Here is a 13,352-nt window from a genome sequence, read left to right as displayed (position 1 = left end):
CTGCAGGCGTTCTTTGTTACGCGATATAGTATTGTAAGATCAAAGCGATCGTCAGCAGAAAACCAAAAAATGTATTGGTTTGAGCTGTAGATTTCATGGCATTCATTAATTCAATCGGCTTTTCTTTTTGTTTAAACTCTTTAATGGCTGTATAGGCTTTTGGCACACTCAGTAAAACAAGAAGACTCCAAAGACCGACGATATCTGTGAAGATATAAACAAAAATGAGTACATATGATACCAAAAACATGGAAAGTAAAATGTTCACTGCAGCTTTGCGTCCAGCAAGAATGGCAAGGGTTCTTCGTCCATTTTCCTTATCCCCGTCTAAATCACGGATATTGTTCGATAGTAAGATGGCACCAACTAAAATAGAAATTGGTAGTGAGATGAGAACCGCTTTAGACGTCAGTGTGCCAGTTTGGATATAGAAACTAATCAGGATGATTCCTAATCCCATAAAAGCACCTGAAACAAGTTCTCCAAACGGTGTATATGCAATTGGTACAGGGCCGCCAGTATAGAAATAGCCTGCTGCCATACAAATAAGTCCTATTAGTGCAATCCACCAGCTAGACATCATGCAAATATATACCCCAAGCAATAAAGAAAGTGCAAATAGAGCATAAGCGAGGCTGAGGACTGTCTTTGGCTTCACACCGTTTCTTACAATGGCTCCGCCGATGCCGACAGATTTCTCGTTGTCAAGCCCGCGAACATAATCAAAGTACTCATTAAACATGTTTGTTGCGATTTGGATAAACATAGATGCAAACAGCATGGCTAAAAACAGCCCAACATGTATTTGATCACTTGGAAGTGCTAAAACAGTTCCTAAAGTAACGGGAATAAATGCCGCTGTTAGTGTATGCGGTCGTAGTAAATTCCACCAAATTCGCCAGTTTTTATCAGGCTTTATTGGTGAAAGCTGATCTGATATCGATTGATGCTGCATAAAATATACTCCTTTAAATAAAAAAATACGTACACGTCCAAATTCCAGTTTAGCAAAGTTCAAAAAGGTGTCAATATATTGATGCGATGAATCGGGAAAAAGATGTTTGCTAATCGTTGCCATATCGAAGGAAAGCTTGATTTTAGAACAGGACCTGCCATTTTACCTTTGATGCTCTCGTTTCAATAAGCAGGAGCGAAAAAATCTTGAAAGCGTGATATAATAAGGATTCGAGGTTTTAAAAGCTGTTTTCTTTACTAAGTTCATCTGTTAAGGTTTATAATAGAAAAGCAGGTCATTCGACATATTCGAATGTTCATGTATTTTTTTGTTATGGTTTTATTTTTTATGTTATTTCATGGATTTTGGAGGAATGTATCATGGTGACAACAGTGCAAAGTACTTTCCGGCAGGAAGCGCTCGCGACATTAGAAGAAGCGAATAACGTCAACCATGCTGTTTTGATAAGCTACTCCAGAAGAGTTGACGATCTGGATCCTCTTGCCTTTTTCCAAAGCGGCGAAGCTGATTTTTTAGGCGAGCGGTTTTTTTGGTCTGATCCAGAAAGCCAAATGATATTTTCTGGACTTGGCAGAGCGGCCGTCATTAAATCATCTGAGCAAGGCAAGGAACGATTCGATATAGTCCATCAAGAATGGGAACAGCTAAAACAGCACATGTTCCATTTTCATGATGAGAAGGAGTTAAAGCAAGCGGCTGTTGGTCCGCTTTTATTTGGAGGATTCTCGTTTGATCCGCACGAAGAGAAGGCACGTCATTGGGAAGCATTTGGCGAAGCTCATTTTTTTGTGCCATCGATCATGCTGACTGTCTCAAAAGAAGGCAGTTTTCTCACGATCAATGAGTGGAAGCAGATGGACGGGAATGTTCATCAGCTTATTCAAGAATTAGAACAAAAAGCCTCTCGTTTCGAGACATTGCCAGTACGGACTGGTGGACAAGCTGAACTTGTTCATATGGAAGAGCTGGATGTGAACGAATGGATGAAGGCGATCCAAGAAGCGACAGACCACATTCGTGCAAACGAATATGAAAAGGTTGTTTTAGCAAGAGAAGTCTTGCTTCACTATAAAAATCAAATTGAACTTGCTCCACTATTAGCAGAATTATTAAAGCACCAAACAACGAGTTATGTATTTGCGGTTGAACAGGGAAGACAAGCATTTGTCGGAGCCACGCCGGAACGCTTAGTGAAAAAAAGCGGTGGAGAGGTCTTTTCATCCTGTTTAGCAGGTTCCATTGTTCGCGGAAAAAATGAAGCGGAGGATCACGCATTAGGCGAGGAACTGCTGCATGATGAGAAGAATTTGATTGAACATCAAATTGTCGTCAATATGATTGAGCAAGCATTTAAAGCGAATTGCCTTCATGTGCATAAACCAAATCAACCAAGTCTTTATAAAACAAAAAACATTCAGCATTTGTTTACACCGATTGTGGGAGAAATCAAAAGCAGCTGTTCCCTCTTTTCATTAATTGAGCAGCTTCATCCGACGCCGGCATTAGGCGGATATCCTAAGGAAAAGGCGGTTGAAGTGATTCGTGAAATCGAACCGCTTAAGCGCGGCTGGTATGCAGCGCCGGTAGGCTGGATTGATTCTCAGGATAATGGAGAATTTGCTGTAGCCATTCGGTCAGGTCTTATTGAGGAAGATCGTGTTCGTTTGTTCGCCGGCTGCGGAATTGTAGAGGATTCCCTTGCAAAGCAGGAGTATGAGGAAACACAAGTGAAGTTAAGACCAATGCTGTCTGCTCTTGGAGGTCATCCTATTGAATAATCACATCATGACAACATATATAGGCAGATTGATGGATGAATTCGTCCAAGGTGGTGTGAAAGAGGCAGTTGTCTGTCCTGGTTCTCGTTCAACTCCGCTTGCGATGCTGGCCCTTGCTCATCAAGACATCCATGTCCATGTTTTAGTGGACGAACGGTCTGCTGCTTTTTATGCGCTTGGTCTTGCAAAAGCAAGTCAATCACCAGTGCTGCTTATTTGTACATCAGGTACAGCAGCTGCTAACTTTTATCCAGCCATTGTAGAGGCGCATTATTCTCGTGTACCTCTTATTGTTTTAACTGCTGATCGGCCGCACGAATTGAGGGAAGTTGGGGCACCTCAAGCGATTGATCAGCAATTCTTATTCGGTAAGTTTGTTAAATGGTTCACAGACTTAGCATTGCCAGAGGAAAGTCAAACGATGCTGCGTTATGTTCAGACAGCAGCTGCGAGAGCAAATCACATGTCGATGCAGGAGCCAAAAGGGCCTGTTCAGATCAATGTACCTCTGAGAGAACCATTGCTTCCTGATCTGTCTATTGACCCTTTCGCGCGAGAAGAATCAGACACGAAAAAGGTATTAGCATCAGGTCATGCTTTCCCAAATGATCGAGTGATGTCTGAAATCGTAACCGTCATGAATCAATCAAAAAAGGGACTGATTGTGGCTGGTGAACTTCATACACAGGAAGAAAAAGAGGCAGTTTTACGCCTTTCAAAAGCTCTGCATTTACCTATTTTAGCTGACCCGCTTTCTCTTTTGCGCAACGGGCATGAGAATAAAGAGCTAATTATCGACGCTTATGATTCTTTATTGAAAGATGAAGCATTGCAGCAGCACCTATTGCCGGATATGGTCATTCGCTTTGGACCGATGCCTGTATCTAAGCCCTTATTCAAGTGGCTGGAAAAACATGCGGAAGTAAAGCAGATTGTTGTAGATGCAGCCGGAGGTTTTCGTGATCCTGGGTTAAGTGCTTCATACGTCATTGAAAGTACTGTCTCTGCTTTTGGAGAAGCAGCATTAAATCAAGCAGTACAACGTAAAGAGACAAGTTTCTTAAACTGCTGGCAGAATGCTAATTCTTCATTCAGAACGCATGCAGCCCGCTATTCAGATGAGGATTTGTCCTTTGAAGGGAATGTGTACCGTCAGCTTCAGCACCTCTTGCCAAAGGAGAGTGTCCTTTTTATCGGTAATAGTATGCCGATTCGTGATGTAGATACATTTTTTGAGACTCAGTCCAAGCCTTTTCGAATGATGGCGAATCGCGGAGCAAATGGCATTGACGGCGTTGTGTCCACAGCACTTGGCACGTATGCAGCCTTGAAGCAGCCAGTCACTTTAGTCATTGGAGATTTATCATTTTACCATGATATGAACGGTCTGCTTGCAGCTAAGCTGATGGACATTCCGCTGACAGTTGTTTTGATAAACAATGATGGGGGAGGTATCTTTTCTTTCCTTCCGCAGGCGTCTGATAAACCTTATTATGAAAAGCTCTTCGGTACGCCGACAGGACTGAATTTTGAGTATGCATCGAAGTTATATGGGGGAACCTATTCGAAACCGTCAACGAAACAAGAGTTACATGATGTGTACATGGCGCATATAGATGAACCAGGGCTTCATTTAATTGAAATTGAAACAGATCGTCATTCCCGTGTAGACAAGCATCGTCAAATGATGGATGACATATTGGAAGAAGTGAAAAAAGAATGCCTTCTCTCATCATAAGAATGCGTGATGGGGTAGCGTACGAAGTGGTGGACCAGGACCCTTCGGCAGCAAATGCCACATTATGCTTACACGGCTTCACTGGAAGTGCAGCGTCTTGGACGTTCTTGAATGCTTATTTGGAGAATACAAGACTGATTCAGATCAGCTTGCTTGGACATGGGCGTACGGACTCGCCAGAAAGTGTGAGAAGATATGCCATGTCTCAGCAGCTGGCAGATCTTGTAGAGATTTTAAACCAATTAAAGCTTCACAAAGTGAATATTCTCGGATATTCTATGGGAGGACGTATTGCTTTATCATTTGCCGCTCGTTATCCAGATCGTGTCAATAAATTGATTCTTGAGAGTACATCTCCTGGGCTACGCACTTTTAAAGAGCGGATGGCAAGACTGAAGCATGATCATCAGCTCGCTCAAAAAATCAGACATGAGGGCTTAGTGAAGTTTGTGGATTTTTGGGAAAGCATTCCTTTGTTTGCTTCGCAGAAAACTTTATCAGCCGAAAGGCAGACTGAGCTGAGAGAGGGAAGACTGAAGGCCAATCCTCTTGGGCTGGCTCGCAGCTTAGAAGGAATTGGAACAGGTTCACAGCCATCTGTTTGGAAGGCATTAAAGCATATTCATTTGCCTGTATTGTTCATTTGCGGAACGCTTGATGAAAAGTTCTGCCATATCGGGAAACGTATGCAGCAGGAGCTGAAAGGAAGTCAATTTATAGTGGCTGAGCATGCTGGGCATACAGTTCATGTGGAACAACCACATTTTTTTGGTAAAATAGTAAGTGAGTTTATTTTAGCGTAAGATTAGAGGAGGAAATATTGATGGCTATTGAATGGCAAACTGAGCGTCAGTATGACGAAATTTTATATGAAACGTACAATGGGATCGCAAAGATTACGATTAATCGTCCGCACGTACATAACGCGTTTACCCCAAAGACTGTTAGTGAATTAATTGATGCATTTTCACGGGCTCGTGATAATTCAGAAGTTGGTGTGATCGTACTTGCAGGTGCTGGCGGAAAAGCATTCTGTTCTGGTGGAGACCAAAAAGTTCGCGGCCATGGCGGTTATGTAGGAGACGATCAAATTCCACGTCTAAATGTATTAGACTTGCAGCGTTTGATTCGTGTCATTCCAAAACCAGTTATCGCAATGGTAGCAGGTTACGCGATTGGCGGAGGCCACGTTCTTCACGTTGTGTGTGACCTGACGATTGCAGCAGATAATGCAATTTTTGGACAAACAGGTCCAAAAGTAGGCAGCTTTGATGCTGGTTATGGTTCAGGTTACCTTGCACGTATTGTTGGTCATAAGAAAGCAAGAGAAATCTGGTACTTATGCCGTCAATACAATGCACAAGAAGCGCTTGATATGGGACTTGTTAACACAGTTGTGCCATTAGATCAGCTTGAAGAAGAAACGGTGAAGTGGTGTGAGGAGATGCTAGAAAAGAGCCCGACTGCTTTACGATTCTTGAAGGCTGCATTTAACGCAGATACGGATGGATTAGCTGGAATTCAGCAATTTGCAGGAGATGCGACACTTCTTTATTACACAACAGATGAAGCAAAAGAAGGACGCGATTCCTTTAAGGAAAAACGCAAGCCGGACTTCGGCCAGTTCCCGCGTTTCCCTTGATTCAATGATATCAATGAACAACAGCTTAGTGCATCAGACTAAGCTGTTTTCTTTTACGAAAAGGAGGTGTCATGATGAAGCAACCTAATTGGCTGCTGCACCGTGCCTATTTAACGCCAGATCGAGTCGCACTCATTTATCAAGAGAAAGAGTGGACATTTCACGAATTAGCTCAAGAAGCGGAAGAGCTTTCAAATAGACTTGCTCAGGCATCATTGAAAAAAGGGGAAACGGTTGCGCTTTTGATGAACAATCATCCTCAAATGGTGATGCTTGTAAATGCCTGTTTTTTATTAGGGTTAAAAATTGTGCTATTGAATAATAAGCTGACAAAAGCTGAAAGGCGCTATCAGCTAGAAGATGCAAAAGCCGCGGCGTTATTAACAGAATCTAGTTATGCAAGCGATCATGAGGGTGATTTACCCGTTTATACAATGGAAACTTTACCTGAACCAGGGCAAGGCCATGTCAACAAGATCGAGAGTGAATTTGATTTGAATGAAACAGCGACCATCATGTATACATCTGGGACAACAGGACGTCCAAAAGGGGTAGAGCAAACGTTTGGCAATCATTTTCATAGTGCTGTTTCCTCTGCACTGAATCTGGGTCTCAGAGAGGATGACCGCTGGCTCATTGCCCTGCCTCTTTTTCATATTAGCGGCTTATCTGCTTTATTTAAGTCTGTGATATATGGAATGACAGTCGTGCTTCATCAGAAGTTTGACGTCGATGAAGTAAAGGATTCTATTGAACGGCATCGTGTAACGATGATTTCTGTTGTGCAGACGATGTTATCTCGTTTGTTAAGCAGATTGGCAGAATGTCCGTCTTCTTTGCGCTGTCTTTTATTAGGCGGAGGACCTGCGCCTTATGCGATGCTTCAAGAAAGCAAAGAGAAGGGCTTTCCTGTCTTTCAATCGTACGGGATGACGGAAACCTGTTCACAAATTGTGACCCTTGCGCCCGAATTTAGTGTAGAGAAGATTGGGTCAGCGGGAAAACCTCTTTTTGGGTGTGAGCTGAAAATTCAAGATGGAGATCGCATTTGCCGTCCTTTTGAGCATGGCGAAATTATGGTGAAAGGTGCAAATGTGATGAAAGGTTACCTTTACCGTGAAGAAGCGACCGCGGCTGCCTTTGATGAGGGCTGGCTGAAAACGGGTGATATTGGCTATGTGGATGAGGAAGGGTTCTTATTTGTGCTTGACCGCCGTTCAGATTTAATTATTTCTGGCGGAGAAAATATTTATCCTGCGGAAATTGAAGCGGTTCTGCTAACACATCCGCATGTCAAGGAAGCCGGAGTAACGGGTATGTATGATGATAGATGGGGAGAGGTACCTGCTGCTTTCCTTGTAACAGATGATAAGATACCGGAGAATGAGCTCTATGCTTTATGTGAGTCGCATTTAGCCAAATATAAATGGCCCGCCGCTTTTCACTTTGTGGACGAGCTGCCAAGAAATGCGTCGAATAAATTGCAAAGGCACAGACTCAGATCAAAGGGGTTTTCAAATGATTCAAATTGAACGAGTAATTTTATATCATGTCACGATGAAGCTTAAACAGCCATTTACAACAAGTCTTGGAACCATTTCAGAGCGTGAGTTTATTATTGTTGAAGTCAAAGATCAGACAGGATTGACTGGATGGGGAGAAGTCTCTGCTTTTTCTTCTCCGTGGTATACAGAAGAAACAATTGAGACTTGCTATCATATGCTGAGAGCTTTCTTTATCCCGAACGTGCTGACGCGCACCTTTACACATCCTTCAGAAATCCCTGACAGTCTGTATCAATTTAAAGGCAATAGGATGGCGAAAGCAGGCATTGAAGCGGCTGTTTGGGATATTTATGCGAAGCGTGAGAATAAGTCTTTACGCGATGTATTAGGCGGTACAAAAGATAAAATACCATCTGGTGTTGTGGCGGGGTTAGGCCCTATTGACGATATGCTTGAGCAAATTCAGCAATTTGTTGACCAAGGTTATCAGCGGGTGAAGGTGAAAATTAAACCTGGACAAGATATTGGACTTCTTCAAAAGATCAGAGAGTCTTTTCCTGATCTGCCATTAATGGCAGATGCAAACTCTGCTTATGAATTAAAAGATATCAGCAAGCTTAAGCAGCTCGACGATATTCGTTTATTAATGATTGAACAGCCTTTAGCAGCAGATGATATTGTGGACCACCGCCATTTGCAAAAGCATTTAAAAACGCCGATTTGTTTAGATGAAAGTATTTGTTCTTTAGATGATGCTAGAAAAGCTGTAGAGCTTGGCAGCTGTCAAATTATTAATGTGAAGCCTTCACGAGTTGGCGGATTGACAGAGGCTCTTAAAATTCATACGTTCAGTAAGGAGCATCAAATTCCGTTATGGTGCGGAGGGATGATTGAAACAGGTATTTCCCGAGCGCAGAACGTAGCACTTGCTTCGCTTCCTCAATTTACGATTCCCGGTGATATTTCAGCTTCGTCAAAATTTTGGGAGCAGGATATCATTTTTCCTGAAATTAAGGTTGAAAATGGGTTTATTGAGGTGCCTCGTTCACCAGGAATGGGCGTGGAAGTTGATTACCAAGCGCTCCGTTCGTTTTCTGATAAAATCGACGTGTTTACAAAACATGATTTTGTGAGATAAAAACGAAGGAATCACCTTTTGCATCCCAAATAGAATCTAGGTATAGTGAGAGAAAGTTTTTCCTTCCTGTCTGAACAAAAAAGAAAGAGCGGTGATCCGCTCTTTCTTACTCTTCAACCAGCTCGCTGTCATAAGCAAGCTGTCCGATATACTGATGAATTTCACTTGGCATGTTTGATGCATGTCCATATTCATAATCCCAAAGATTTAAAAAGGAGTGAGCGGCTTGGTGGAATGCGGCTTCATCCGCGTCATGAATTTCGTCAAAAAACGTTTGAAGCAGCCGATCGTGTTTCAAATTGAAGCGCCTCCTTTAATGAGACTTAAAGGTCTTGTGGTTTAAACGTTTTACAATCCGTTTCTTCACTTTTCTCAGCCGTATTTCCTGTGTGGCTGACGACATAGATTGCATCTGCACCACAGCGGTTTCCAGCATTCCAATAGGAACAGTTATTGACTTCACAAAGGATTTTTTGACTCATACAGATGACCTCCTTTTGAGTATGTCTTTCATCTATAATGTAACCGAAATGATGCTTGTCCATTCATGTTAATCTTCCTGACGAATATAGCGCTTATCCTTCATAAATAATTTCCAGAAGAAATAAAATCCGGGAAACAAGATGATAAACCCTACAATATAGGTGATAAATAATGCCCTAAATGTGACAGGGTCTGTAAATCCAGACATGATTGTAATATTTGGATAAGCCATGTAAGGCAAATGGGCACGCCCATACACATAGCTTGCTAAGAAATATTGAATGGTAATCGCAATGACGGCAAGGCGTGGTCTCCCTTTCCGATGCTTAAACCGGCTGTTTGGTAAAAATAGAGCCAGTCCTGCGAGCAAAAACATTAAGAGAGATACAAGAAGAATAGGAATGTTCTGCATCATTTTTGTGAACAGCCAATTGGCCTCGCTTCGTAATGTCAGCATGATAAAAAAGGCCATCATGAGTGAAAGTGGACCCGTAATGAGCGCTCCTCTTCTATAAATGCTGTAAGCTTCATCTTCATCAGCAACATTAGAGAAATCAGCTAAAAGCAAGGACGAAAGAAAAAGGGTGCTGAAAATGGCAAAGCCGATAAAAGAATAGACATTTGCACTTGTAAAGACTAGTCCAAGATCTAATGAGTAGACGTTGTTCTCCTGAAAGATAAAGCCACCATGGGTGATTGGGAGAACCATGATCAGGATGGACGGAATGATAAAGCCGCTGATCCCTGAAATATACGTCACCGCTTTTCGGTATTTCTTAGGCAGTGAATGAGAAAACACGAGAAACCCGCTTCGCAGTGCAAGAAGCAATAAAATGATGCTGCCGGGTATTAATAAAACGGTACCAAGTACAAAGGTCGCACCTGGAAACAAGCTGAACAATGCGACAACGATGGCGACAATAAAGACGTTTGTCACTTCCCATGTTGGAGAAAGGTACTTATTTGCGATATTAGCGGCCTTTGTTTGTTCTCTATTCATATAAATCATCGACCAAAATCCTGCGCCGAAATCCATTGATGCCATCACTGCATAGATAAAAACGAATCCCCATAAGATGGTGATTGCAATGAGCGCATCAGTTGTAACATCCATTTGCATCAAGATCGCTCCCTTTTTAAGATTCTGTTAACCGTAGGTCTTCTTCAATCGAATGTTTTCTAAAGTAGTAAGTCAGCACAATAACGGTTGCTATGCCTAAGATGAGATAGACAATGGCAAAAAGGATAAAAAGTGTCCCGATCGAGCCTGATGATGTGACAACCTCTGAGGTTTTGAGCATTCGATAAATAACCCATGGCTGGCGGCCTGTACAAGCAAAGATCCAGCCAAATTCAATAGCCAAAAGACTAAGAGGCCCGCCGAATAAGTAAAGAAAAAGAAGCCACTTCGGAAATTTGTCCCGTTTTAAAATTTTACGGTAAAGTAGTGCTAATACCGCAAATAGAATGAGCACCGATCCAATAATGACCATGCCGTTAAATAATGTGTGTATAAATAAAGGCGGCCACTCGTCACGAGGAAAATCATTTAAGCCTTTGACCACTGTATCAAAGCTATTTCCTGCCAGAAAACTGAGCGCCCAAGGAATTTCGATCGCACCTTTAATTTCCTGTGAATCAGCATCCGTAAAACCACCTATTGCAAGAGGCGCATGTGATTGCGTTTCAAATAAACCTTCAGCTCCAGCCAGCTTTTCAGGCTGATATTCATACAGAAGCTGAGCGGATTCGTGGCCATTTAAGGCTGTTAGAAAAGAGAAAAGTCCTCCTACAATGAGTCCAAGAAAAAGGGCTTTTCGATGAAATGTATAGAGCTTCTCATTTTTTCTCGTTTTGAGCATTTTAAAAGCTGCAACTGAAGCAATCACAAAAGCACCTGTTGTAAAAGCAGACAGCACAACATGTGTAGCAGTTACAGCAAAGCTTGGATTGAAAAAGGCCTTCCAAGGCTCGATATTTGTGATTTCTCCATTCACCATCTGAAAGCCGGCAGGTGTCCCTTCAAAAGCATGTACGTTTGTAATTAGAATCGCTGATGCAGCTGCACCAATGACGATAAAAATAACCGTAATGATGCGCATTGCATTTGATAGGCGATCCGCTGCGTACACATAAATAGACATAAATAATGCTTCTATAAAGAACGCATAGATTTCAATCTGGAATGGCAGTGACATGACCTTTCCGATGACCTCCATAAAACCTGGCCATAAAAGGGCAAGCTGCGTACCAGCAATAGTACCTGTTGGAATGGCGACCCCTAACAGAACAGCCTGTGCTTTTGTCCACCGCTTGGCCATGATGGCATAATGCGGGTCCTTCGTTTTTTGAAAGATGAGTTCAGCTAACAAAATCATTAGCGGGATGCCAACGCCAAGCGAGGCATAAATAATATGAAAGCCCATGGTTGTGCCGAACAGGCTTCTAGCTAAAACGAGATCAGTCAATTTTTTCTCCGCCTTTCTTATCGCTTCTCTTTTTCATGATGCTTATTATTCTCCACCATTTTTAGATTATTCTTCCTGACTAAGAAAGCTTGTTTTTTGACAAGTTGTAAAAGAGGGAGTAGAATATAAATATAAAACGTAACCATTACGTTTTATTAACGAAAGGAGTTTTGACATTGAAAAGAGATATTCATCCAACCTCACATGAAGTTGTATTTATGGACGTAAACAGCGGTTACCGCTTCTTGAGTAGATCAACAAAGACATCAAATGAGACAGTAGAGTGGGAAGATGGGAAAACGTATCCTGTCATTAAAGTAGAAACAAGCTCTGATACGCATCCTTTTTATACAGGACGTCAAAAATTCGGAGAAAAAGGCGGAAGAGCTGAGCAGTTTAAGAAAAAATATCAAATGTAATCAAAAAAGCACGCCTGATAACGGTGTGCTTTTTTTTACAGCAAAAAACCCCGGTTGATCACCCGGGGTTCAAAGCATTAATCATTTAATGCAGTTTTTAAGGTCTTTAAGTTTTGTTTCATTAAGCTGACGTAGCTTTCGCCATTTTTGACATCATCCTCAGTAATGGATTCTAGATTTTTAAGGGTCAAGCTTTTTGCCCCAATTTCACTGCGGATTGTATCTGATACTTTGCTGCTGACGTTGTTTTCAAAAATAACGTATTGAATGTGATGCTTTTCCGCTTTTTGTACAATGTTTTCGAGCTGTTTTTGTGATGGCTCCTCAGAAGCGGATAACCCTAAAACACTGATTTGCTCAATGCCATAGCGCTTTTCCCAATAACCATAAGCTGCGTGAGAAACAAGAATTTCTTTATGTTTCGCTTTAGATAACGTTGTTTTAAATTCTTGATCTAACGATTGCAAATCTTTTTTTAGATGTTCATAGTTTTTTGTGTATTCGTCTTTATGATCTGGATCTAAAGAGACGAGTGTGTTTTTAATGTTTTTCGCCATTTGCTGTGCATAAACCGGGTCTAACCATGCATGAGGGTCTTTATCTCCGTGATCGTGCCCGTCATGATCATGGTCTTCACCTTCATGGTCATGATCTTCGCCTTCTTCATGTGCATGTTCTTCATTTGTCGATAACAATTTGATGCCTTCGGCTGCTTTGACTGTTTTCACACCTTGGTCTTTTAAAGTGGCAGCAGTTTTGTCTGCGAATGCTTCAGCCCCTGTGCCGCTGTAGATAAAGGCATCACCTTCAGCCATTTCAACCATTGTTTTTGAACTTGGTTCAAAGCTGTGTGCATCTGCATTTGCAGGATACACGCTTTGAGCATGAACGTGAGAGCCGCCAATTTTTTCAGTGAAATCTTGAATTGGGAAGATCGTGGTGTAAATGATTAGTTTCCCGTCTGCCTTTCCTTTTGAAGCATTAGTGCCCGCACTGCTTGAGCAAGCGGCAAGACCGATCGCGAATAAAGCAGCTGTTAAAATAAAAAAGATTTTTTTCATGTAGAAAATGTCTCCTCTCAATCTAATAGATAGAAATGATTACGATTTAATGTCCTGAGTTATTGTATCGTAATAATTACGATTTGAAAAGAGGAAAATAAAAAATTTTCGTCAGCAGATGTTTCCTCTAAAAAAATAAGCAGC

Annotated in this window: 13 protein-coding genes; 7 read left to right on the top strand and 6 right to left on the bottom strand. The window is 41.8% G+C overall.

Annotation, left to right across the window (positions count from 1 at the left end):
* Positions 1-16: 16 nt before the first annotated feature.
* Complete coding sequence (locus tag H7F25_RS12690; RefSeq protein ID WP_185853790.1) at positions 17-955, bottom strand: 1,4-dihydroxy-2-naphthoate polyprenyltransferase; 939 nt, start codon at positions 953-955, stop codon at positions 17-19.
* 380 nt (positions 956-1,335) lie between these two features.
* On the opposite strand from H7F25_RS12690, the gene H7F25_RS12685 reads away from it, so the two are divergent.
* The 6 genes from H7F25_RS12685 (at position 1,336) to menC (ending at position 8,777) form a co-directional block, all read left to right on the top strand.
* Complete coding sequence (locus tag H7F25_RS12685; RefSeq protein WP_185853789.1) at positions 1,336-2,754, top strand: isochorismate synthase; 1,419 nt, start codon at positions 1,336-1,338, stop codon at positions 2,752-2,754.
* Positions 2,747-4,492 (top strand): 2-succinyl-5-enolpyruvyl-6-hydroxy-3-cyclohexene-1-carboxylic-acid synthase, encoded by a 1,746-nt coding sequence (gene menD / locus H7F25_RS12680; protein ID WP_185853788.1) that lies wholly within the window; start codon positions 2,747-2,749, stop codon positions 4,490-4,492. The genes H7F25_RS12685 and menD overlap by 8 nt, the downstream gene beginning before the upstream one ends.
* Complete coding sequence (gene menH / locus H7F25_RS12675) at positions 4,474-5,295, top strand: 2-succinyl-6-hydroxy-2,4-cyclohexadiene-1-carboxylate synthase (RefSeq protein ID WP_122632228.1); 822 nt, start codon at positions 4,474-4,476, stop codon at positions 5,293-5,295. Before menD ends, menH begins: the two co-directional genes overlap by 19 nt.
* Positions 5,296-5,315: 20 nt before the next feature.
* Positions 5,316-6,134, top strand: a complete 819-nt coding sequence (gene menB / locus H7F25_RS12670; protein WP_024424937.1) for a 1,4-dihydroxy-2-naphthoyl-CoA synthase — start codon at positions 5,316-5,318, stop codon at positions 6,132-6,134.
* A gap of 71 nt (positions 6,135-6,205) precedes the next feature.
* Positions 6,206-7,666, top strand: coding sequence for an o-succinylbenzoate--CoA ligase (locus H7F25_RS12665; RefSeq protein ID WP_149126351.1), 1,461 nt, complete (start codon positions 6,206-6,208; stop codon positions 7,664-7,666).
* Entirely contained in the window at positions 7,653-8,777 is a 1,125-nt protein-coding gene (gene menC / locus H7F25_RS12660) for an o-succinylbenzoate synthase (protein WP_056766985.1), read from the top strand. The genes H7F25_RS12665 and menC overlap by 14 nt, the downstream gene beginning before the upstream one ends.
* A gap of 106 nt (positions 8,778-8,883) precedes the next feature.
* On the opposite strand, the gene H7F25_RS12655 is transcribed toward menC, so the two are convergent.
* The 4 genes from H7F25_RS12655 to H7F25_RS12640 all read right to left on the bottom strand — a co-directional run bounded on the left by H7F25_RS12655 (position 8,884) and on the right by H7F25_RS12640 (position 11,728).
* A complete protein-coding gene (locus H7F25_RS12655; protein WP_024424934.1) occupies positions 8,884-9,075 on the bottom strand; it encodes a hypothetical protein in 192 nt (63 codons plus the stop codon).
* A gap of 25 nt (positions 9,076-9,100) precedes the next feature.
* Positions 9,101-9,259 (bottom strand): DUF1540 domain-containing protein, encoded by a 159-nt coding sequence (locus H7F25_RS12650; protein WP_008360682.1) that lies wholly within the window; start codon positions 9,257-9,259, stop codon positions 9,101-9,103.
* A 68-nt stretch (positions 9,260-9,327) separates the two neighbouring features.
* Positions 9,328-10,374, bottom strand: coding sequence for a cytochrome d ubiquinol oxidase subunit II (locus H7F25_RS12645; protein ID WP_185854548.1), 1,047 nt, complete (start codon positions 10,372-10,374; stop codon positions 9,328-9,330).
* A gap of 22 nt (positions 10,375-10,396) precedes the next feature.
* Positions 10,397-11,728, bottom strand: coding sequence for a cytochrome ubiquinol oxidase subunit I (locus tag H7F25_RS12640; RefSeq protein ID WP_024425783.1), 1,332 nt, complete (start codon positions 11,726-11,728; stop codon positions 10,397-10,399).
* A gap of 176 nt (positions 11,729-11,904) precedes the next feature.
* Here H7F25_RS12640 and H7F25_RS12635 point away from each other — a divergent pair, with 176 nt between their 5' ends.
* Positions 11,905-12,147 carry a type B 50S ribosomal protein L31 gene (locus tag H7F25_RS12635; protein WP_024424931.1) on the top strand — a complete coding sequence of 81 codons (243 nt, stop codon included), beginning with the start codon at positions 11,905-11,907 and terminating at the stop codon, positions 12,145-12,147.
* 77 nt (positions 12,148-12,224) lie between these two features.
* On the opposite strand, the gene H7F25_RS12630 is transcribed toward H7F25_RS12635, so the two are convergent.
* Positions 12,225-13,208, bottom strand: coding sequence for a metal ABC transporter solute-binding protein, Zn/Mn family (locus H7F25_RS12630; RefSeq protein ID WP_103132322.1), 984 nt, complete (start codon positions 13,206-13,208; stop codon positions 12,225-12,227).
* Positions 13,209-13,352 lie beyond the last annotated feature (144 nt).

It is taken from the genome of Bacillus sp. PAMC28571, from assembly GCF_014250435.1.
GTDB lineage: Bacteria > Bacillota > Bacilli > Bacillales > Bacillaceae > Bacillus > Bacillus safensis.
The sequence above is the reverse complement of the archived record's forward strand: the minus strand, read 5'-3'. Positions and strand labels throughout refer to the sequence as shown.